The organism is Pseudomonas sp. 05L36 (assembly GCF_056398125.1).
In genome coordinates this window covers 21,513-41,366 of the sequence record NZ_JBFTOU010000028.1, presented here as the reverse complement: position 1 = coordinate 41,366, position 19,854 = coordinate 21,513, and the positions used below count along the sequence as shown (strand labels likewise).

Here is a 19,854-nt window from a genome sequence, read left to right as displayed (position 1 = left end):
GAGAAGGCAGTCAGCTCAAGGAACCCGCGCTATCATGCCGCCCAACAACGTTTAACGCGTGATTGAGGAATGGCATGACACCCTGGCTGACGGTAGTGGGCATCGGCGAAGACGGTTTCAAGGGTCTGGGCAAGAACGCCCGGCATGCGCTGTTGCGCGCCGCGAAAATCTTCGGCGGCCAGCGGCATCTGGATTTGCTCCCGCCGTGCATACGCGGCGAGCGCCAGCCATGGCCGAGTCCCTTCTGCCTTGAGTCGCTGCTGTCATACCGTGGCGACCCCGTTTGCGTCCTGGCCAGTGGCGACCCGATGTTCTTCGGCGTCGGCGCCAGCCTCGCCCGGCAACTCCCCGCAGCCGAGATGCTGACGCTTCCCGCGCCGTCCTCCTGCTCGCTGGCCGCTGCACGAATGGGTTGGCCCTTGCAGGAGGTGGTCACACTGTCCGTGGTGGCCCGACCTTTCGCCGCACTCAACGCCCACTTGTCCAGTGGCGTGCGCTTGCTGGTGTTGAGCAACGACGGCCGCAGCCCCGCCACCATCGCGGCCCTGTTGCGCGAACGTGGCTTCGGCCCTAGCCGTCTCACCGTGCTGGAACACCTGGGCGGTGAAGCCGAGCGGCGTATCGACGGTATCGCCAGCGACTGGAACGATCCGCTGATCGCCGACTTGAATCTGATCGCCATCGAATGCGTCGCCGAGCCGAACACGCTGCGGCTGTCGCGACTGGCCGGCCTGCCGGACTCGGCCTTCCAGCACGACGGCCAACTGACCAAACGCGATGTGCGCGCCATCACCCTCGCACGCCTGGCCCCGGTCCCTGGCGAATTGTTGTGGGACGTCGGCGCCGGCAGCGGCTCGATCGGCATCGAATGGATGCGCGCTCACCCCAGTTGCCGCGCACTGGCCATCGAGGCGGATGCGGGCCGACAAACGTTGATCGAACACAACCGCGATGCGCTCGGCGTTCCCGGCCTGCAATTGGTTCGCGGCAGTGCGCCGCTGGCCCTGGCCGGGCTGGAGCGGCCGGATGCGATTTTCATCGGCGGCGGAGTCACCCGCGAAGGCGTGCTCGATACGTGCTGGGCCGAACTCAAACCCGGGGGCCGGCTGGTCGCCAACGCTGTCACCCTGCAAAGTGAAATGACCCTGATGACCTGGCGCGAGCAACACGGCGGGGAGCTGACACGCATTCATATCGCCCAGGCACAACCGCTGGGCGACTTTGACACCTGGCGCCAGGCCTTGCCGATTACCTTGCTGGACGTGACGAAACCCTTCGATGCGTGACGAAACCGCCGAACAACCCGCACCACTGCGCAGCGGCCTGACCACCGGCAGTTGCGCCACGGCCACCAGCCTCGCCGCCGCGCGTCTGCTGCTGGATGGCACATCGGCCGATGCGGTGGAAATCGTGTTGCCCAAGGGCAAACAGGTGCAGATGCGCCTGGAGTTCTGCCGCCTCACCGAGAACGGCGCCGAAGCGGGAACCCTCAAAGACGCCGGTGACGATCCGGACGTGACCCACGGTGCCCTGCTCTACTCCCAGGTGCGCCTGAGTAGCGAACCCGGGACACGCTTCAAGGCCGGTCGCGGCGTCGGCACAGTGACCCGACCCGGGCTGGTGCTGGGTGTCGGCGAACCGGCGATCAACCCGGTGCCGCGCAAAATGATCAGCGAACACCTGGCCCGGCTGGCCGACGAACTCGGCTACAGCGGCGGCTTCGAGGTCACGGTCAATGTCGAGAACGGCGAGGCACTGGCACTGAAGACCATGAACCCGCGCCTGGGCATTCTTGGCGGCCTGTCGATCCTCGGCACCAGTGGCATCGTCCGGCCGTTTTCCTGTGCGGCCTACATCGCCTCGATCCACCAGGGCATCGACGTGGCGAAAACCAACGGTTACCTGCACATCGCCGCCTGCACCGGCAACGCCAGCGAAGACACCATGCGCCGGGTCTACAACCTGCCGGAAATCGCCCTGATCGAAATGGGCGACTTCGTTGGCGCCGTGCTCAAGCACCTGCGTAAAGTACCGGTGGAAAAACTCAGCCTGTGCGGTGGTTTCGGCAAGATCAGCAAACTGGCGGCCGGGCACATGGATTTGCACAGTCGCCATTCGAGCATCGACCTGCCGCAACTGGCGCTATGGGCGGCACAGGTCGGCGCCGATGTGGCGTTGCAGCAGAGCATCCGCGAGGCCAACACCAGCCAGCAGGCATTGGCCATGGCCGCTGCAGCCGGGGTCGCCCTGGGTGATGCAGTCTGTCAGCATGCCCTGGACTTTGCCCGCAGCGTGGTGCCGGCGCAGGTTCAAGTGGAGGTCTTTGCCATCGATCGCCAGGGCGGGATCGTTGGTCATGCGGGAGCCTTTCAATGAAGCGCATTCTCCTGCTAGGCGGCGTGACCGAAGCCATGGCCATTGCCCGCACGCTGGGACCGCAGCACATCTATAGCCTGGCTGGTGTCGGTCGGGTGCCGACGGACCTGCAATGCCAGGTTCGCGTCGGCGGCTACGGCGGTGCCGAGGGCCTGGCGCAATTCATTGGCGACGAAGGCATCGATCTGCTGCTCGATGCCACTCACCCCTACGCCGCCCAAATCAGCCAGAACGCCGCGACCGCCGCGCGCTTGAGCGGCATTCCCTGCTGGGCGCTACGGCGTCCGGCCTGGCAAGCCCAGGCAGGGGATGACTGGCGGGAAGTCAGCGATTGGGCCGAACTGATCGAAGCCCTGAAACCCTTCCGTCGACCGCTGTTCACCCTCGGTCGCGAGCCCCTGCAGCACCTGGACGAAATTCCTGCGGAGCAATTCTGGACCCTGCGCGCACTGGATGTGTATCCGGGCAACGAGCGCTGTGAAGTGATCGGCGCACGTGGGCCATTCCTGATCGACGATGAACGTGAGTTGTTCGAGCGGCGAAACATCGACGTGCTGATCAGCAAGAACAGCGGCAGCACGGCGACCGAGCCGAAGCTGGAAGTGGCGCGTGAGCGTGGTGTGCCGGTGATTGTCTTGAAGCGCCCCGAATTGCCAAGTGTGGAACGGGAGTTTGGCTCAGTGGCAGATATGCTGGGTGCCCTACCAGTGTAGGACTATTCCTAAGACCTGCTAAACCTTGCGATTCCGCTGGCAGCATTCTCAGACGAAGCTGGCTATCGACTCTACGGCCTCAATCCTATAGTTCGCCTCCCCCCTGAACCAATCAAGCGCACCCAACATCCACAGGGATGAATGGTCTCGCCCAAAAGAAAGTGCCGCTTGCCACACTGTATCCCAAGGAATACGATTCAACATGATCGAATTTGAGCGATCCCAAGTATTTGCTGACTGGCTCAACTCGCTGAGGGACACCATCGGCAAAGCTCGAATAATCGCCAGACTCCGGGCAGCCGAGTATGGAAATTTTGGTGATTGTGAATCTGTAGGTGCTGCGGTTTATGAGATGCGCGTTCACTACGGCCCAGGCTACAGGATGTACTTCACTCGCAGAGATGAGGTGATTTACTTGCTGTTGATCGGGGGTGACAAGTCGACTCAAAAACGAGATATCAAACGTGCTATTCAAATGGCACACAATATCGGTAATGAGGAGTAAATCATGGCCGAACAATTTACCCGTTTTGATGCCGTCGAGTTTCTCAAAACTCCGGAGGAAATGGCGGCTTATCTGGATGCCTGCTTTGAAGAAGATGCCGGAGACGGCGTGCTGATACGTGCAGCGCTCAACGATATCGCCCGAGCAAAGGGCATGACACAAATCGCCCGTGATGCCGGTCTGGGGCGCGAGAGTCTTTACAAAGCGCTGAGCAGTAGTGGCAATCCGGAATTCGCGACTATCATGAAAGTTATGAAAGCCTTGGGTCTGCGCTTGCATGCCATCGCTGTCTGATTACGCTGCGACACCAGACCGCACGCCGCCTTTTTACTTATCGGCCCTGATCAGGCTAAATAGCCCGCGCCTGATCGCCCACCCAAATGGATTTTGTCCCATGTCCCGACAACGGCTCGCAATTGCCTGGATAGCCTGCTTCGCAGTGCTGTTCAACCTGCTCGCCATGCCGATGTCCGGAGCGATGGCGCAAACGGCAAAGTCACCTGCCGAACAGTTGTTGTGGGGCAGTTTTTGCAGCTCCAGCGGCACCAGGATGGTGGCGATTGCCATCGGGGACCTTGAGCAGAAAGCCCCGCAAAGCGACGATCATTCCAACATGCAGCATTGCTGGTGCTGCTCGGGTTCTGCGCCATTGGTGGCGTTGCCGGGGCATTCGCCACAGCTGTATTTCGCGCACTTCGAATCCAACCGAAGCCTGCCCGCCACCTCGCTCGACAGCCCGTCACCGCGCCAGCAATGGCCGAGTCTCAACCCCCGTGCGTCCCCTCTGGTGTGATTTTTTCTCGCAATTGACCTGCGTTTAAATCGTTCCGGAGAACTGCCATGTTGAACAAACTTATCGTTCTGGCCGCGTTGCTGCTGCCTGCCTGCTTTGCCAATGCCCACGAATACAAAGTCGGCGAACTGGAAATCGCGCATCCGTGGTCCCAGGAGTTGCCGCCCAACGCGCCAACCGTTGCGGCGTATTTCGTGATCAACAATGAAGGCAAGACCGCCGACCGCCTGCTCAGCGTCGACACCCCCATTGCGGGCGAAGCGCAATTGCATGAGCACGTGATGCAAGGCGACATGATGAAAATGCAGCACGTACCGAGCGTGGAAGTGCCCGCCGGTGGCGAGGTCACTTTCGCACCGATGGCCTATCACGTGATGTTGCTGGGCCTCAAGGACCGCAGCCTGCTCACTGACGGCAAGCGTTTCCCCATGACGCTGCACTTCGAGAAGTCCGGTGACGTGACGGTCGAAGTCGCGGTGCAGAAGCAGGCGCCGGACACCATGCAAGCGCACGTGCACAAGCCTTGATCGCCTGAACTGAAAACGCCCATGCGCCCGCTTAGCGCCAGGTCATCCAGGTCACGCGATCAGGCATTGAGCCTGACACGCGGCAGCTGGATCAGCCTGTTCGCCATGCTGATGATCTTTATCGGTCCGCTGATTTCTCAGTCGATGCCGATGGATTCGCGCGCCATGTCGATGACCATGCCTGCCGGTATGAGCATGGACATGGACATGTCGGCGATGGAGCATGCCGACCATGGAACGCAAGCCACTGCAGAGCATTGCCCGCCAGCCCCGGGGCACCATGCGCTATGGGAAAAGTGCGGCTATTGCAGCCTGCTGTTCAATTGCCCGGCGCTGACCGGTGGCGTGTCTTTCGCCAACTTCGTCATCTCACCCGTCAACACGTTCACCACGCCTTCCCCACGCCTGGGCCATGCCCGGCAAACCTTCTTTCCCGGCGCCCGCACCCGCGCCCCGCCCGCCATCGCGTAAACACCCACCCCGATCTCACACGGTCCGCAAGACAACCAAAGCTCGCTCCCACAGGGACAGCTTCAGGCTGCCGGCCGTGTCGTTTACGACTGTTCGATGGAAATTGTCATGTCCAGGTTTTCTGCTGTCCCGTGCTTGAGCCATGCCCAAGCCTCTTATGCCCTGAACGAATCCGGCGTTCGTTTCAGGCACGCCACTGCGATCCTGTGCGGTGCCTTGCTGGCGCCCTCTGCGCTCGCCGATGAGCATGCCGGTCACAGTGAAGAACTGAGCCCGACAGTGATTACCGCCGTTGCCCCCAGTTCGCCATTGACCGTCGTCACCAACCCCAAGGAACCGCGCCAACCGGTGCCGGCCAGCGACGGTGCCGATTACCTGAAAACCATCCCGGGCTTCGCCATGGTGCGCAATGGCGGCACCAATGGTGACCCGGTGCTGCGCGGCATGTTCGGCTCGCGGCTGAACATCCTCACCAATGGCAGCATGATGCTCGGCGCCTGCCCGGGGAGGATGGACGCCCCGACCTCCTACATCTCGCCGGAAACCTACGACAAGCTCACCGTGATCAAAGGCCCGCAAACCGTGCTGTGGGGGCCGGGCTCTTCGGCCGGCACTATCCTGTTCGACCGCGAACCGGAGCACTTCGGCGAACTCGGTACACGGGTCAATGCCAGCGTGCTGGCCGGTTCCTACGGCCGCTTCGACAAACTGGTGGACGCTGCCGCCGGTGGCCAGTCGGGTTACGTGCGGGTCATCGGCAACACCGCGCACTCCGACGACTACCAGGACGGCAACAACGATACCGTGCCGTCGCGCTATGAAAAATGGAACGGCGACGTGGCCGTGGGCTGGACGCCAAACACCGACACCTTGCTCGAACTGACCGCCGGCCGTGGCGATGGTGAAGCCCGGTACGCCGGACGCAGCATGGACGGTTCGCAGTTCTTGCGCGAAAGCCTCGGCCTGCGCTTCGAACAATCCAACATCGACGAGGTGCTGGACAAGGTCGAGGCGCAGGTCTACTACAACTACGCCGACCATGTGATGGACAACTACACCCTGCGCACGCCGTCCGGCACCGGGATGATGGCTGGCCCCATGGCCTCCAACGTCGACCGCCGTACCCTCGGCGCACGGATCAAGGCCACCTGGCGCTGGGCCGATGTGCAACTGATCAGCGGCATCGACGCGCAGACCAACGAACATCGCCAGCGCAGCGCCATGGGGGTCGACACCTACAAGGACCTGCCGTACACCAAGGATGCCGACTTCCATAACTACGGTGTGTTCGGCGAACTGACCTGGTACGCCGCCGACCGTGACCGCCTGATCAGCGGCGCGCGCCTGGACCGCGCCTCGGCCAAGGATTATCGGCAGACCACCGGCTCGGGCATGATGACCCGCCCGAATCCGACCGCCGACGACACCCGCACCGATACCCTGCCCAGCGGTTTCATCCGCTACGAGCATGACCTGGCCGACAGCCCGACCACCTTGTATGCAGGCATAGGTCACACCCAGCGATTCCCGGATTACTGGGAGCTGTTTTCACCCAAATCCGGCCCCGCCGGTTCGGTGAATGCCTTCGATTCGATCAAACCGGAAAAAACCACCCAGCTCGATTTCGGCCTGCAATACAAGACCGAAGACCTCGAAGCCTGGGCCTCGGCCTACGTCGGGCAGGTACGCGATTACATCCTGTTCAACTACACCCCGACAATGATGGGTACGACCTCGCAAGCCGAAAACATCGACGCGCGAATCATGGGCGGCGAACTGGGCGCCGCTTACAACTTCACCGAGAACTGGAACGCCGACGCGACCCTGGCCTACGCCTGGGGCAAGAACAGCAGCGATGGCAATGCATTGCCGCAGATGCCGCCGCTGGATGCCCGTTTCGGCCTGACCTACAGCGAAGACAACTGGAGCGCCGGCGCACTGTGGAGAGTGGTCGCCGCGCAAAACCGCATCGACCAGAACAAGGGCAACGTGGTCGGCAAGGATTTCGGCAAGACGCCGGGCTTCGGCGTGTTCTCCCTCAACGGTGCCTATCGGATCAACAGCAACTGGAGGGTCAGCAGCGGCGTCGACAACCTGTTCGGCAAGGCTTACGCCGAGCACTTGAACCTGGCCGGCAACGCCGGTTTCGGCTACCCCGCCAATGACCCGCAAGCCATCAAGGAACCGGGGCGCACGCTCTGGACCAAGGTGGACATGAGTTTCTAACAAAAAAAGTCAAAAGATCGCAGGCTTCGCCAGCTCCTACATTGGAGCGCGTATGCCCTGTAGGAGCTGTCGAGTGAAACGAGGCTGCGATCTTTTACAAACAATTGATTCGCCAAGCGGAGCACAACCGATGAAACAGCCCAAAGTGAACTTCTACAACCTGGCGTGGCGCTGGCATTTCTATGCCGGATTGTTCGTTGCGCCATTCATGGTGATGCTGGCCCTGACCGGCATCATCTACCTGTTCAAGCCGCAGCTCGATTCGCTGATGTACAGCAGCCTGCTCAACGTCCCGGCCGGTCATCACACCGTCCCGGCCGACGACCTTCTGACGCGGGTGAAAACAGCTTATCCACAAGGCCAGGTCACCCAGTACCTGCCCCCGGTCAACGCCGAGCGCAGCGCGCAGTTTGTCGTGCTCAACGATGGCAAGGAGCTGAACGTTTTCGTCGCCCCCTACCACGGCGACATCCTCGGTGAGCAAGACGCCAAGAAGAATCTGCAAGCCATTGCCCGAGCGATTCACGGTGAGCTGATGATCGGCACTGCTGGCGATCGGCTGATCGAACTGGCCGCCGGTTGGGGCGTAGTGCTGGTGGTGTCCGGGATTTTCCTGTGGTGGCCGCGTGGTCAGGCGGCAGGCATCTTGTGGCCGCGCCTGAACAGTCGCGGTCGCATATTGTGGCGTGACCTGCACGCCGTCACCGGGTTCTGGGGCGCGTCCCTACTGCTGGTGATGCTGCTCAGCGGCATGACCTGGACCGGCTTCTGGGGCAAGCAATACGCCGAAGTGTGGAACGTGTTCCCGGCGGCCATGTGGGATGACGTACCGAAGTCCGATGTCGAGGCGCGCAGCCTCAACACCGCGACCCGCCAGACCGTGCCGTGGGCCATGGAAAACACGCCGATGCCGATGTCCGGCGACCATGCCGAACACATGGCCCACGATGGAGCGTCGGCCGGCCCGGCCTCGCCGTTGATCCGCCTGCAGGACGTACAAAACATCGCCAGCGAACGCAAGGTCGAACCGGGTTACAGCATCACCCTGCCGACCACCGCGACCGGCGTGTTCACCATCGCCGTGTTCGCCGACGACCCGCGCAATGACGCCACGCTGCACATCGATCAATACACCGGCAAGGTCCTGGCCGATGTACGTTTCGAGCACTACGGCACCGTCGCCCGCGCCACGGAAATCGGCGTGATGCTGCACGAAGGCAAGATGTTCGGTGTGTTCAATCAGATCGTGGTGTTGCTGATCTGCCTGATGATTTTGCTCAGCGCCGTCAGTGGCGTGGTGATCTGGTGGAAGCGCCGTCCGCAAGGAAAACTCGGCGTACCGCCGCTGCGCCATGACCTGCCGAAATGGAAAACCGCGATGGTGATCATGTTCGCCCTGGCGGTGGCCTTTCCATTGGTGGGCGCTTCGCTGGTGGTAGTGTGGGTGCTGGATCGTGTACTGCTGTCGCGTTTCACCCGGCAGACTGAAAGCGCCTCATCTTCATCTTGAAACAGGCGAGATGCGCGGGGCGAAAGGCACTGTAAACTCCCCGCGCATCACCTCAGCCCCATCGCGAGCAAGCTCGCTCCCACAGGGATTGCGTAAGACCTGTGGGAGCGAGCTTGCTCGCGATGGGGCCCTTGGCATCACCTCAAGAGTCACTGCATGTCCTCGCTGAACCTCACAAACCTCACCTGGTCCCCACTGGGCCACGGCCATTGCCACCATCAGTTCCAGCTCCGTGATGCTTCGCTACACGTGGCTGCCGGTGAGTTCGTCGGGCTGATCGGCCCCAACGGCAGTGGCAAGACCAGCCTGTTGCGTTGTGCCTGGCGCTTCAGCAAACCGCAAAGCGGTGAGGTCAGACTCGATCACCACAACGTCTGGAAGCAATCCCCGCGCTGGTGCGCGCAACGCATCGCCGTGGTCTTGCAAGAGTTCCCCGACGCCTTCGGCCTGACCGTCGAGGAAGTGGTCGCCATGGGCCGCACGCCGCACAAAGGCTTGTTCGATGGCGACACCCTTGAAGACCGCGATCTTATCAATCAGGCCCTGGAATCTGTCGGTCTCAAGGGCTTCGAAAACCACGGCTTCGCCACCCTCTCCGGTGGTGAAAAACAGCGGGTCATCCTCGCCCGCGCACTGGCTCAGCAACCACAGTTGCTGATACTCGACGAGCCAACCAACCACCTCGATCCGCGTTATCAGCTTGGGCTTTTGAAGCTGGTCAAACGCTTGAACATCGGCACCCTGGCGAGCATCCACGACCTCAATCTGGCGGCGGCTTTTTGTGATCGGCTGTACGTGATCAACCATGGTCGTATCGTCGCCAGCGGCACACCGAAAGAAGTCCTGACGGCTGCGCTGCTGCGCAATGTGTTCGGCGTCGAAGCGCTGATCGATGAGCATCCACTGCACGGCTACCCACGAATCACCTGGATAACCCAACCATGACTTTGCGTTCCCTGCTGCGCTGCGGCCTCTCTCTCGTGATGCTGCTGGGCTGCACCCAGGCATTGGCCGAAGCCACCCGTTACCCGCTGACAATCAAAAGCTGCAACCGCGAGGTGACCTTCAAGCAGGCACCGCAACACGCCCTCAGCCACGACATCAACATGACCCAGATGATGCTCGCCCTCGGCCTCAAACCACAAATGGCCGGTTACAGCGGCATCAGTGGCTGGAAGGCCGTGACGCCCGAGATGCACAGCATTCTCGAAGGCCTGCCGGAGCTGGCGGCCAAGTACCCGTCGGTGGAAACCCTGCTCAATGCCAACGTCGATTTCCTCTTCGCCGGTTGGGACTACGGCATGCGCATCGGCGGCGATCTCACGCCGCAAACCCTGCAACCGCTGGGCATCAATGTGTATGAACTGACCGAGTCCTGCGCCTTCGTGATGAAGCGTCCACCGGCCAGCCTCGAAGACACCTATAACGACCTGCGAAACCTCGGCAGAATCTTCGACATACAGGACCGCGCCAATGCCCTGATCGCCAACATGCAGGCGCAAGTGGCGGACATTGGCAAAGGCCTGCCCGCGGAAAAACCGCGGGTCTTCCTGTACGACAGCGGCGAAGACCGGGCCATGACCTCAGGAAGCCTGGGCATGCCGCAAGCACTGATCGACGCCGCTGGCGGGCGCAATGTTCTGGAGGATGTCGACGCGAGCTGGACCCGGGTCAATTGGGAAACCGTGGTCGAGCGCAATCCGCAGGTGATCGTGATCGTCGACTACAGCGAAGTCACCGCAGAGCAGAAGATTCAATTTCTGCTGGACAACAAAGCCCTGCAATCGGTGGATGCGATCAAGCACCGGCGCTTCATCGTCATTCCTTACGTGCAGGCCACGCCGGGGATCGATAACGTGCTGGCGGTCGCCACCCTGGCCAAGGGTTTCCACGGCGAATGATCAACCGTCGCTACGCCCTGTTGTTGATCGCCCTCGGTGCGCTGTTGCTGGTGTCGTGCGTGGTGTCCCTGGGTTTCGGCCCGGCACGGGTGCCGGTGGACGTGGTGTGGCGCATCCTGTTGTACAAACTGTTCGGATTAGCTGTGCCGGACTGGAACCCCGGACAAGAGTATATCGTCTGGCTGATCCGCGTCCCGCGCATGCTGCTCGGCGCGCTGGTGGGCGCCGGCCTGGCATTGATCGGCGCGGTGCTGCAAGCGGTCACGCGCAACCCCTTGGCTGACCCGCATTTACTCGGCGTCACGTCCGGCGCGACGTTGGGCGCAGTGATTGTGGTGCTGCATGTCGGTGAGATCGCTGGCCGGCTGAGCTTGCCAATCGCGGCATTTATCGGTGCATTGCTGAGCATGCTGGTGGTGCTGATGATCGCCAGTCGCCACGGTCGCCTCGACAGTGATCGTTTGTTGTTATGCGGTGTGGCGGTGTCATTCGTGATGATGGCGATTGCCAATTTGCTGCTGTTCCTGGGCGACCATCGTGCCAGTTCGGCGGTGATGTTCTGGATGCTCGGCGGGCTCGGGTTGGCACGCTGGGAGCTGCTGGCGGTGCCGACAGCCAGTGTGTTGCTCGGACTGATTTTGCTGTTGGGTATGGCGCGACCGCTGAATGCGTTGATGGCCGGTGAACAGACGGCGGTGACCCTGGGCCTGAATGCGCGCACCGTGCGCCTGCGGGTGTTTTTGATTGCGTCACTGATGACCGGGGTGCTGGTGTCGATCAGCGGCTCGATCGGTTTTGTCGGGCTGATGGTGCCGCACATTGCGCGGCGTCTGGTCGGGGCCGAACACCGACGTGTGCTGCCGGTGTGCGTGGTGCTCGGCAGTGTATTCCTCGTTTGGGTCGACGTCGCCGCCCGGACACTGATCGCTCCGGAAGACCTTCCTATCGGCGTCGCCACCGCTGCGATTGGCGGGTTGTTCTTCATCGGCCTGATGCGCCGCCGCTGATTCACACAGATCAAGCCCGCCCCCACATTTGATTTGTGTTGCTCATAAAATCCGCGCCCCAATGTGACGCACCTCAGCGCACCAGACCACTGACCATGTCCTCTCATGGTGCGCTTGAGAACCGTGCAACCGCTCTGGAACGACGTTTCCCTGCCTTTTGCCGACCGGGCACAGCCCTTGCAAAACACACTTTCAGTAGTCCGCATCTGCCAACCATAAAAAACTTTAACGTTCATGGAGATCGCACAATGAAGCGTCGCAGCTTGATCAAGGCTTTCACACTCTCGGCATCCATTGCCGCGATGGGCATGACCTGGACCGTCCAGGCCGCCGAGACCATCAAGGTCGGTATTCTGCACTCGTTGTCCGGAACCATGGCGATCTCCGAAACGTCGTTGAAAGACATGGCGCTGATGACCATCGACGAGATCAATGCCAAGGGCGGCGTGAACGGCAAGATGCTCGAGCCGGTGGTGGTCGACCCGGCCTCGAACTGGCCGCTGTTCGCCGAGAAGGGTCGTCAGTTGCTGACCCAGGACAAGGTCGCCGTGGTGTTTGGTTGCTGGACTTCCGTGTCGCGCAAATCGGTACTGCCGGTGTTCGAAGAACTCAACGGCTTGCTGTTCTACCCGGTGCAATATGAAGGCGAAGAAATGTCGCCAAACGTCTTCTACACCGGCGCTGCGCCGAACCAGCAGGCGATCCCTGCCGTTGAATACCTGATGAGCGAAGAAGGCGGCAGTGCCAAACGCTACTTCCTGCTCGGCACCGATTACGTCTACCCGCGCACCACCAACAAGATCCTGCGTTCGTTCCTGCACTCCAAAGGCGTGGCCGACAAGGACATCGAAGAGGTTTACACCCCGTTCGGTCATAGCGACTACCAGACCATCGTCGCCAACATCAAAAAATTCTCGGCGGGCGGCAAGACCGCGGTTATCTCCACCGTCAACGGCGACTCCAACGTGCCGTTCTATAAAGAACTGGCCAACCAGGGCCTGAAAGCCACCGACGTTCCGGTCGTGGCGTTCTCGGTCGGCGAAGAAGAACTGCGCGGCATCGACACCAAGCCACTGGTGGGCAACCTGGCGGCGTGGAACTACTTCGAATCGGTCGAGAACCCGGTGAACAAGAAGTTCGTCGACGACTGGAAAGTCTACGCGAAGAAACACAACCTGCCGGGCGCCGACAAGGCGGTGACCAACGACCCGATGGAGGCCACTTATGTCGGCATCCACATGTGGGCGCAAGCGGCGGAAAAAGCCAAATCCACCGACGTCGACAAAGTCCGCGAAGCCCTGGCCGGCCAGACCTTTGCCGCGCCGTCCGGCTACACCCTGACCATGGACAAGACCAACCACCACCTGCACAAGCCGGTGATGATCGGCGAAATCCAGTCTGACGGTCAGTTCAACGTGGTGTGGCAGACAGAAGGGCCAATCCGCGCCCAGCCGTGGAGCCCGTTCATCCCGGGTAACGACAAGAAGCCGGAGTATGCGGTGAAGAGCAACTGAGCCATTGGGTGTCGGGCAGCACGACATTGCTCGGCCCGACACAAATCCTGTAGGAGCTGGCTTGCCAGCGAAGCCTTTGGCGTCAGTCAGTACGCCTTCGCTGGCAAGCCAGCTCCTACAAGGTCCGCGTATCACCAGGACATTTGACATGCCCACTGCCCTCTACCGTTTCCTCCTCGCCATCGCACTCTTGCTGCCGATGACCACCCACGCCGGTGACGCCGAAGACTTCGTCGCCGCCAATCCCGTGCAGCAGGCCAAGTTGCTGGAAACCTGGGCCGCGCAGCCCGACCCGGCCCGTAGCAAGTTGATCAATGCCCTGCAACAAGGCGAATTGACCATCGACGGCCAACCGAAAACCCTGCGCCTGAACAACCGCCTGCGGGGGCTGATCGACACCGCGCTGGCCAGCCATCAGTTGCTCACCGCCGACGCCAAAACTCGTCTGGTAGCGGCGCAGCATTTACAGAAAAGCGCCAAACCGGCGCAGTTGAAATTCCTCGACCAGCAGCTCGCTGGCGAACGGGATGAAGGTGTTCACGCGGCATTGAGCCTCGCCTTGGCCAACTTGCAATTGGTGGACGCAGATCCGGCCGTACGCCTCGCCGCTGTACGTCTGCTCGGCGAAACCGGCGACCCGTTGGCCCGCACCCGCCTCGAAGGTTTGCTCGATCCCGGCGTTGAAGCCGATGCCAATGTGCATACCGCCGCTGAAACCAGCCTCGCTCAAGTCAAACGCAAACTGCTGGTCGGCGAGATGCTCGGCCAGGCATTCAGCGGTATGTCGCTGGGCTCGATTCTGCTGCTCGCCGCCCTCGGTCTGGCGATCACTTTCGGCCTGCTCGGCGTGATCAACATGGCCCACGGGGAGATGCTGATGCTCGGCGCCTACTCGACCTATGTGGTGCAACTGATGTTCCAGCGCTTCGCTCCGCAGGCCATCGAGTTCTATCCGCTGATCGCGTTGCCAGTGGCATTTTTCGTCACCGCCGCCATCGGCATGGCGCTGGAGCGTACGGTGATTCGCCACCTCTATGGCCGTCCACTGGAAACCCTGCTCGCCACCTGGGGCATCAGCCTCATGCTGATCCAACTGGTTCGACTGGTGTTCGGCGCCCAGAATGTCGAAGTGGCCAACCCGGCCTGGCTGTCGGGCGGAATTCAAGTACTGCCCAATCTCGTGCTGCCCTATAACCGCATCGTCATCATTGCCTTTGCCCTGTTTGTGGTGGTGCTCACGTGGCTGTTGCTGAACAAGACTCGCCTGGGTCTCAACGTGCGCGCAGTCACCCAGAACCGCAACATGGCCGCCTGCTGCGGCGTCCCGACCGGGCGCGTGGACATGCTCGCCTTCGGCCTCGGCTCGGGTATCGCCGGCCTCGGTGGCGTGGCCCTGAGCCAGATCGGCAACGTCGGCCCGGACCTCGGCCAGAGCTACATCATCGACTCGTTCCTGGTGGTGGTGCTCGGCGGTGTCGGTCAGTTGGCCGGTAGCGTACTGGCGGCGTTTGGCTTAGGGATCGCCAACAAGATTCTCGAACCGCAGATCGGTGCCGTGCTCGGCAAGATCCTCATCCTCGCGCTGATCATTCTGTTCATCCAGAAACGTCCGCAAGGCCTCTTCGCACTCAAAGGACGGGTGATCGACTGATGAACCAGCCCCTGATGCTCAAGGCCACACAAAAGGCCGGCCCTAAAGTCACGATTGCCGTCGGTGTGGTGATCCTCGTTCTGTTGCTGGCATTGCCGCTGCTGTCGCTGTTACCGGCGGACAGTACGCTGCATGTCTCCGCCTACACGCTAACGCTGGTGGGCAAGATTCTTTGCTACGCCATCGTCGCACTGGCGCTCGATCTGGTCTGGGGTTATGCCGGCCTGCTGTCCCTCGGCCACGGCCTGTTCTTCGCCCTCGGTGGTTATGCCATGGGCATGTACCTGATGCGCCAGGCCTCGGGCGATGGCCTGCCGGCGTTCATGACCTTCCTGTCGTGGACCGAAATGCCGTGGTTCTGGACCGGCACCAGCAGCTTCCTCTGGACCCTGTGCCTGGTGGTATTGGCGCCGGGGTTGCTAGCCTTGGTGTTCGGCTTCTTCGCCTTCCGTTCGCGGATCAAAGGCGTGTACTTCTCGATCATGACCCAGGCCCTGACCTTCGCCGGCATGTTGCTGTTCTTCCGCAACGAAACCGGCTTCGGCGGCAACAACGGCTTCACCAACTTCCGCACCATTCTTGGCTTCGGCATCACGGAACCGGGCACCCGCGCGGTGCTGTTTTTCGCCACCGTGCTGTTGCTGGTGGCGAGCTTGTACATCGGCTGGCGCCTGGCGCAAAGCAAGTTCGGCCGGGTACTGACCGCGCTGCGCGATGCGGAGAACCGCCTGATGTTCTGCGGCTACGACCCGCGCGGTTTCAAGTTGTTCGTGTGGGTGTTGAGTGCGGTGTTGTGTGGCCTGGCCGGTGCGTTGTACGTGCCGCAAGTGGGGATCATCAACCCGAGCGAGATGTCGCCGACCAACTCGATCGAAGCAGCGGTGTGGGTGGCCCTTGGCGGCCGCGGCACCTTGATCGGTCCGCTGCTCGGTGCCGGCGTGGTCAACGGCATGAAAAGCTGGTTTACCGTGGCGTTCCCCGAGTACTGGCTGTTCTTCCTCGGCGCGTTGTTCATCATGGTGACCCTGTATCTACCCAAAGGCGTGATCGGTCTATTGAAGAAAAGAGGTGAGCAATGAGAGTCACTGCAACCGCTGAATTCATGCTCGAACCGGCTTTTTTTCCTGTGGAGCCCAACAAGGACGCCGGCAGCAGCCGCGATGCCATCGGCCTCGGCCAGCGTGTCGGCCCCGGCCTCAACACCCGCCACGGCACCATCCTGACCCTGGAAGACATCAGCGTCAGCTTCGACGGCTTCCGCGCGCTGAACAATCTGAACCTGTACATCGGCGTCGGCGAACTGCGCTGCATCATTGGCCCCAACGGCGCGGGCAAGACTACGCTGATGGACGTGATCACCGGCAAGACCCGTCCCAGTCACGGCAAGGCCTGGTACGGCGAAACCCTGGACCTGACGCAAATGAGCGAAGTGCAGATCGCCCAGGCGGGTATCGGCCGCAAGTTCCAGAAGCCGACGGTGTTCGAAGCCTTGAGCGTGTTTGAAAACCTTGAGCTGGCGCAGAAAGCCGACAAGTCGGTGTGGGCAAGCCTGCGGGCGCGTTTGAGCGGCGAGCAGAAAGACCGCATCGACGAAGTGCTGGAGACCATTCGCCTGACCTCTTCGGTCAATCGCCCGGCGGGTCTGTTGTCCCACGGCCAGAAGCAGTTCCTGGAGATCGGCATGTTGTTGATGCAGGACCCGCAATTGCTGCTGCTCGACGAGCCGGTGGCGGGCATGACCGATGCTGAAACCGAGTTCACCGCCGAACTGTTCAAGACCCTGGCCGGCAAGCACTCGCTGATGGTGGTGGAGCACGATATGGGCTTCGTCGGTTCGATTGCCGACCACGTTACTGTGCTGCATCAGGGCAGTGTGCTGGCCGAAGGATCACTGGAGCAGGTGCAGGACAACGAGCGGGTGATCGAGGTGTATCTCGGTCGCTGATTTGTATCCCTTGTAGGAGCTGTCGAGTGAAACGAGGCTGCGATCTTTTGATCTGTCTTTTGAAGATCAAAAGATCGCAGCCTTCGGCAGCTCCTACGGGGATTTGAGGAGTATTTGAAAATGCTGCAAGTCGACAAACTGCACCAGTATTACGGCGGAAGCCACATCCTGCGCGGCCTGACATTTGACGTGAAGGTCGGCGAAGTCACCTGCCTGCTCGGGCGTAACGGCGTAGGCAAGACCACCCTGCTCAAATGCCTGATGGGTTTGCTGCCGCCCAAGGAGGGCGCAGTGAACTGGGAAGGTAACCCGATCACTACGTTCAAGCCGCACCAGCGTGTGCATGCCGGCATCGCTTACGTACCGCAGGGCCGGGAAATCTTCGGCCGCCTGACCGTGGAAGAAAACCTGCTGATGGGGCTGTCGCGCTTTCCCGGCAGCGAAGCCAGGGAAGTCCCTGCCTTCATCTACGAACTGTTCCCGGTGCTGCTCCAAATGAAGCAACGGCGCGGCGGCGACCTGTCCGGTGGCCAGCAACAGCAACTGGCCATTGGCCGGGCGCTGGCCAGCCGCCCTCGTCTGCTGATCCTCGACGAGCCCACCGAAGGCATCCAGCCGTCGGTAATCAAGGAGATCGGTGCCGTGATCAAAAAACTCGCAGCCCGGGGCGACATGGCGATTCTGCTGGTGGAGCAGTTCTACGATTTCGCCGCCGAACTGGCTGACCAGTACCTGGTGATGTCCCGAGGCGAGATCGTGCAACAGGGTCGCGGAGAAAATATGGAAGCCGAGGGTGTGCGCGGTCTGGTTACGATCTAATCTTTAGCGACCTAACGATAATTAGAAATCATGAATTTACCTGCCCGAACAACGCTGTTCACCCCGAGCTGGCACGCCGAGCTGGAGCTGGGTTACGCCCGCTTCGGCGATAGCACACGTCCGGTCCAGCGCCGCCACTTGGGCCCGCTGCGGGTACAGAAGCATCTGTATGCCGAAGGGCCTGAAGTCTGCCAACACATCATCGTCCACCCGCCAGGCGGGATTGCCGGCGGTGATCGGCTGGATATTTCAGCCCGCGTCGAGCGCGATGCCTGGGCACAGATCACCAGCCCCGGCGCGGCCAAGTGGTATCGCGCCGCCGGCCCCGCCTATCAGCAGCTGAAGTTGAAGGTGGCAGCGGGTGCGACACTGGAATGGCTGCCCCAGGAGACGATCATTTTCAGCGCGGCCCAGGCTGAACTCAGCACCTGCATCGACCTTGAAGGCGATGCACGGCTGTTCTATTGGGACGTCGTGGCGCTGGGCCGGCCGGCCAGTGGCGAGCGCTTCGACCTTGGGCACTTCCAGGCACATCTGGATATCCGCCGCGACGGCCAGTTGCTCTGGCATGAACGCCAGCGCGTTGTCGGGGCGGACGGCTTGCTCGATTCGCCCATCGGGCTGGACGGGCAACCGGTGTTTGCGACGTTGTTGGTGACGGGTGAGATCGATAGCGAACTGCTGGAAACCTGCCGCTCGCTGCCCGACGACGTGCGCGGGGATTTGACCCAATTGCCGGGGTTGCTGGTTGCCCGATGCCTGGCCAGTGAAACTCTGTTGGCGCGGGGATGGCTGATTGAATTGTGGCGACTGCTCAGGCCGGCGTTGCTCGGTCGCGAAGCGGTCCCCCCCAGAATATGGAGCACCTGAGTATGCATACCCTGTAGGAGCTGCCGAAGGCTGCGATCTTTTGATCTTGATCTTGATCTTCAGCGGCACGGGAAAGACCGGGATCAAAAGATCCCAGCCTCGTTGCACTCGTCAGCTCCTACAGTCCTGTGGGTTGCAAGATTTGACACCTTTTTAACTGCCGATCATGGATCTCAAACGATGGACCTGACCCCACGCGAAAAAGACAAGCTGCTGATCTTCACCGCAGGCCTGGTGGCCGAGCGGCGTTTGGCTCGCGGCGTGAAACTCAATTACCCGGAAGCCATGGCCTACATCTGCGCCGCGCTGCTTGAAGGCGCACGCGACGGGCAGACGGTGGCCGAGCTGATGCACTTCGGAACCACCCTGCTGACCCGCGAACAAGTGATGGAAGGAATCCCGGAAATGATCCCGGAAGTCCAAGTCGAGGCCACCTTCCCCGACGGCACCAAACTGGTCACCGTCCACCAACCCATCGCCTGAGGCCGCGCCATGACTTACCACATCCGCGATGCCGTGCATGCCGATCTGCCGGCCATCCGCGACATCTACAACGACGCGGTGCTCAACACCACGGCGATCTGGAACGAGCACGCGGTCGACCTCGACAACCGCCAGGCCTGGTTCAACGCCCGGCAATCCCAGGCTTATCCGATTCTGGTGATCGTCGATGCCGACGACACGGTGCTCGGGTACGCCTCGTTCGGCGACTGGCGGCCCTTCGACGGTTTCCGTCACACCGTCGAGCACTCGGTCTATGTGCGCAGCGACCAGCGCGGCAACGGCCTCGGCCCGCAACTGATGCAAGCGCTGATCGAACGCGCCAAAGGCTGCGACAAGCACGTGATGGTCGCGGCTATCGAAAGCGCTAACGCTGCCTCCATTCGCTTGCATGAGCGCATCGGCTTTATCACCACCGGGCAAATGCCGCAGGTCGGCACCAAGTTCGGTCGCTGGCTGGACCTGACCTTCATGCAACTGACCCTGAATCCCGGCGCGCAGCCGCCAAGCATCAACCAGGAGTAA

At 61.4% G+C, this 19,854-nt stretch carries 21 protein-coding genes; all 21 read left to right on the top strand.

Going from position 1 to position 19,854, the window contains the following annotated elements; all coding sequences use genetic code 11:
- Positions 1-74: 74 nt before the first annotated feature.
- Positions 75-1,286, top strand: a complete 1,212-nt coding sequence (gene cbiE, locus AC1DKH_RS24760; RefSeq protein ID WP_477799592.1) for a precorrin-6y C5,15-methyltransferase (decarboxylating) subunit CbiE — start codon at positions 75-77, stop codon at positions 1,284-1,286.
- The gene (locus AC1DKH_RS24755) at positions 1,279-2,376 is read left to right on the top strand and encodes a cobalt-precorrin-5B (C(1))-methyltransferase (protein ID WP_477799591.1); all 1,098 of its coding nucleotides are present in this window, start codon (positions 1,279-1,281) and stop codon (positions 2,374-2,376) included. The genes cbiE and AC1DKH_RS24755 overlap by 8 nt, the downstream gene beginning before the upstream one ends.
- Positions 2,373-3,089: a cobalt-precorrin-6A reductase gene (locus tag AC1DKH_RS24750; RefSeq protein WP_477799590.1), complete on the top strand. Its 717-nt coding sequence runs from the start codon at positions 2,373-2,375 to the stop codon at positions 3,087-3,089. The genes AC1DKH_RS24755 and AC1DKH_RS24750 overlap by 4 nt, the downstream gene beginning before the upstream one ends.
- 202 nt (positions 3,090-3,291) lie before the next feature.
- Complete coding sequence (locus AC1DKH_RS24745; RefSeq protein ID WP_477753253.1) at positions 3,292-3,594, top strand: type II toxin-antitoxin system RelE/ParE family toxin; 303 nt, start codon at positions 3,292-3,294, stop codon at positions 3,592-3,594.
- A 3-nt stretch (positions 3,595-3,597) separates the two neighbouring features.
- Positions 3,598-3,888, top strand: coding sequence for an addiction module antidote protein (locus tag AC1DKH_RS24740; RefSeq protein ID WP_007994260.1), 291 nt, complete (start codon positions 3,598-3,600; stop codon positions 3,886-3,888).
- 100 nt (positions 3,889-3,988) lie between these two features.
- On the top strand, positions 3,989-4,387 hold the full coding sequence (locus AC1DKH_RS24735) for a DUF2946 domain-containing protein (RefSeq protein WP_477799589.1): 399 nt from the start codon (positions 3,989-3,991) through the stop codon (positions 4,385-4,387).
- A gap of 47 nt (positions 4,388-4,434) precedes the next feature.
- A complete protein-coding gene (locus AC1DKH_RS24730) occupies positions 4,435-4,914 on the top strand; it encodes a copper chaperone PCu(A)C (RefSeq protein ID WP_477753255.1) in 480 nt (159 codons plus the stop codon).
- Between the two features lie 21 nt (positions 4,915-4,935).
- Positions 4,936-5,385 carry a DUF2946 domain-containing protein gene (locus tag AC1DKH_RS24725; RefSeq protein ID WP_477799588.1) on the top strand — a complete coding sequence of 150 codons (450 nt, stop codon included), beginning with the start codon at positions 4,936-4,938 and terminating at the stop codon, positions 5,383-5,385.
- Between the two features lie 108 nt (positions 5,386-5,493).
- Positions 5,494-7,611, top strand: coding sequence for a TonB-dependent copper receptor (locus AC1DKH_RS24720; RefSeq protein WP_477799587.1), 2,118 nt, complete (start codon positions 5,494-5,496; stop codon positions 7,609-7,611).
- Between the two features lie 130 nt (positions 7,612-7,741).
- Entirely contained in the window at positions 7,742-9,121 is a 1,380-nt protein-coding gene (locus tag AC1DKH_RS24715; protein ID WP_477799586.1) for a PepSY-associated TM helix domain-containing protein, read from the top strand.
- Between the two features lie 156 nt (positions 9,122-9,277).
- Positions 9,278-10,066: an ABC transporter ATP-binding protein gene (locus AC1DKH_RS24710; RefSeq protein ID WP_477799585.1), complete on the top strand. Its 789-nt coding sequence runs from the start codon at positions 9,278-9,280 to the stop codon at positions 10,064-10,066.
- On the top strand, positions 10,063-11,022 hold the full coding sequence (locus tag AC1DKH_RS24705) for an ABC transporter substrate-binding protein (protein WP_477799584.1): 960 nt from the start codon (positions 10,063-10,065) through the stop codon (positions 11,020-11,022). Before AC1DKH_RS24710 ends, AC1DKH_RS24705 begins: the two co-directional genes overlap by 4 nt.
- On the top strand, positions 11,019-12,029 hold the full coding sequence (locus AC1DKH_RS24700; RefSeq protein WP_477753261.1) for a FecCD family ABC transporter permease: 1,011 nt from the start codon (positions 11,019-11,021) through the stop codon (positions 12,027-12,029). The genes AC1DKH_RS24705 and AC1DKH_RS24700 overlap by 4 nt, the downstream gene beginning before the upstream one ends.
- A 248-nt stretch (positions 12,030-12,277) precedes the next feature.
- Positions 12,278-13,543, top strand: a complete 1,266-nt coding sequence (urtA, locus tag AC1DKH_RS24695; protein ID WP_477753262.1) for an urea ABC transporter substrate-binding protein — start codon at positions 12,278-12,280, stop codon at positions 13,541-13,543.
- A gap of 148 nt (positions 13,544-13,691) precedes the next feature.
- On the top strand, positions 13,692-15,194 hold the full coding sequence (urtB, locus tag AC1DKH_RS24690; protein WP_477799583.1) for an urea ABC transporter permease subunit UrtB: 1,503 nt from the start codon (positions 13,692-13,694) through the stop codon (positions 15,192-15,194).
- A complete protein-coding gene (gene urtC, locus AC1DKH_RS24685; protein ID WP_477799582.1) occupies positions 15,194-16,273 on the top strand; it encodes an urea ABC transporter permease subunit UrtC in 1,080 nt (359 codons plus the stop codon). The genes urtB and urtC overlap by 1 nt, the downstream gene beginning before the upstream one ends.
- The gene (gene urtD / locus AC1DKH_RS24680) at positions 16,270-17,139 is read left to right on the top strand and encodes an urea ABC transporter ATP-binding protein UrtD (protein ID WP_477763633.1); all 870 of its coding nucleotides are present in this window, start codon (positions 16,270-16,272) and stop codon (positions 17,137-17,139) included. The genes urtC and urtD overlap by 4 nt, the downstream gene beginning before the upstream one ends.
- A 120-nt stretch (positions 17,140-17,259) precedes the next feature.
- Complete coding sequence (gene urtE / locus AC1DKH_RS24675; protein WP_477799581.1) at positions 17,260-17,958, top strand: urea ABC transporter ATP-binding subunit UrtE; 699 nt, start codon at positions 17,260-17,262, stop codon at positions 17,956-17,958.
- A 30-nt stretch (positions 17,959-17,988) separates the two neighbouring features.
- The gene (locus tag AC1DKH_RS24670; RefSeq protein WP_477799580.1) at positions 17,989-18,828 is read left to right on the top strand and encodes an urease accessory protein UreD; all 840 of its coding nucleotides are present in this window, start codon (positions 17,989-17,991) and stop codon (positions 18,826-18,828) included.
- Positions 18,829-19,008: 180 nt separating this feature from the next.
- A complete protein-coding gene (gene ureA / locus AC1DKH_RS24665; protein WP_477753268.1) occupies positions 19,009-19,311 on the top strand; it encodes an urease subunit gamma in 303 nt (100 codons plus the stop codon).
- Between the two features lie 9 nt (positions 19,312-19,320).
- On the top strand, positions 19,321-19,854 hold the full coding sequence (locus AC1DKH_RS24660; protein ID WP_477753269.1) for an N-acetyltransferase family protein: 534 nt from the start codon (positions 19,321-19,323) through the stop codon (positions 19,852-19,854).

What these genes read in the sequence shown, in the direction of transcription:
- cbiE (WP_477799592.1), top strand. Translation starts at nt 75, where the DNA reads ATGACACCCTGGCTGACGGTAGTGGGCATCGGCGAAGACGGTTTCAAG.
- AC1DKH_RS24755 (WP_477799591.1), top strand. Translation starts at nt 1,279, where the DNA reads ATGCGTGACGAAACCGCCGAACAACCCGCACCACTGCGCAGCGGCCTG.
- AC1DKH_RS24750 (WP_477799590.1), top strand. Translation starts at nt 2,373, where the DNA reads ATGAAGCGCATTCTCCTGCTAGGCGGCGTGACCGAAGCCATGGCCATT.
- AC1DKH_RS24745 (WP_477753253.1), top strand. Translation starts at nt 3,292, where the DNA reads ATGATCGAATTTGAGCGATCCCAAGTATTTGCTGACTGGCTCAACTCG.
- AC1DKH_RS24740 (WP_007994260.1), top strand. Translation starts at nt 3,598, where the DNA reads ATGGCCGAACAATTTACCCGTTTTGATGCCGTCGAGTTTCTCAAAACT.
- AC1DKH_RS24735 (WP_477799589.1), top strand. Translation starts at nt 3,989, where the DNA reads ATGTCCCGACAACGGCTCGCAATTGCCTGGATAGCCTGCTTCGCAGTG.
- AC1DKH_RS24730 (WP_477753255.1), top strand. Translation starts at nt 4,435, where the DNA reads ATGTTGAACAAACTTATCGTTCTGGCCGCGTTGCTGCTGCCTGCCTGC.
- AC1DKH_RS24725 (WP_477799588.1), top strand. Translation starts at nt 4,936, where the DNA reads ATGCGCCCGCTTAGCGCCAGGTCATCCAGGTCACGCGATCAGGCATTG.
- AC1DKH_RS24720 (WP_477799587.1), top strand. Translation starts at nt 5,494, where the DNA reads ATGTCCAGGTTTTCTGCTGTCCCGTGCTTGAGCCATGCCCAAGCCTCT.
- AC1DKH_RS24715 (WP_477799586.1), top strand. Translation starts at nt 7,742, where the DNA reads ATGAAACAGCCCAAAGTGAACTTCTACAACCTGGCGTGGCGCTGGCAT.
- AC1DKH_RS24710 (WP_477799585.1), top strand. Translation starts at nt 9,278, where the DNA reads ATGTCCTCGCTGAACCTCACAAACCTCACCTGGTCCCCACTGGGCCAC.
- AC1DKH_RS24705 (WP_477799584.1), top strand. Translation starts at nt 10,063, where the DNA reads ATGACTTTGCGTTCCCTGCTGCGCTGCGGCCTCTCTCTCGTGATGCTG.
- AC1DKH_RS24700 (WP_477753261.1), top strand. Translation starts at nt 11,019, where the DNA reads ATGATCAACCGTCGCTACGCCCTGTTGTTGATCGCCCTCGGTGCGCTG.
- urtA (WP_477753262.1), top strand. Translation starts at nt 12,278, where the DNA reads ATGAAGCGTCGCAGCTTGATCAAGGCTTTCACACTCTCGGCATCCATT.
- urtB (WP_477799583.1), top strand. Translation starts at nt 13,692, where the DNA reads ATGCCCACTGCCCTCTACCGTTTCCTCCTCGCCATCGCACTCTTGCTG.
- urtC (WP_477799582.1), top strand. Translation starts at nt 15,194, where the DNA reads ATGAACCAGCCCCTGATGCTCAAGGCCACACAAAAGGCCGGCCCTAAA.
- urtD (WP_477763633.1), top strand. Translation starts at nt 16,270, where the DNA reads ATGAGAGTCACTGCAACCGCTGAATTCATGCTCGAACCGGCTTTTTTT.
- urtE (WP_477799581.1), top strand. Translation starts at nt 17,260, where the DNA reads ATGCTGCAAGTCGACAAACTGCACCAGTATTACGGCGGAAGCCACATC.
- AC1DKH_RS24670 (WP_477799580.1), top strand. Translation starts at nt 17,989, where the DNA reads ATGAATTTACCTGCCCGAACAACGCTGTTCACCCCGAGCTGGCACGCC.
- ureA (WP_477753268.1), top strand. Translation starts at nt 19,009, where the DNA reads ATGGACCTGACCCCACGCGAAAAAGACAAGCTGCTGATCTTCACCGCA.
- AC1DKH_RS24660 (WP_477753269.1), top strand. Translation starts at nt 19,321, where the DNA reads ATGACTTACCACATCCGCGATGCCGTGCATGCCGATCTGCCGGCCATC.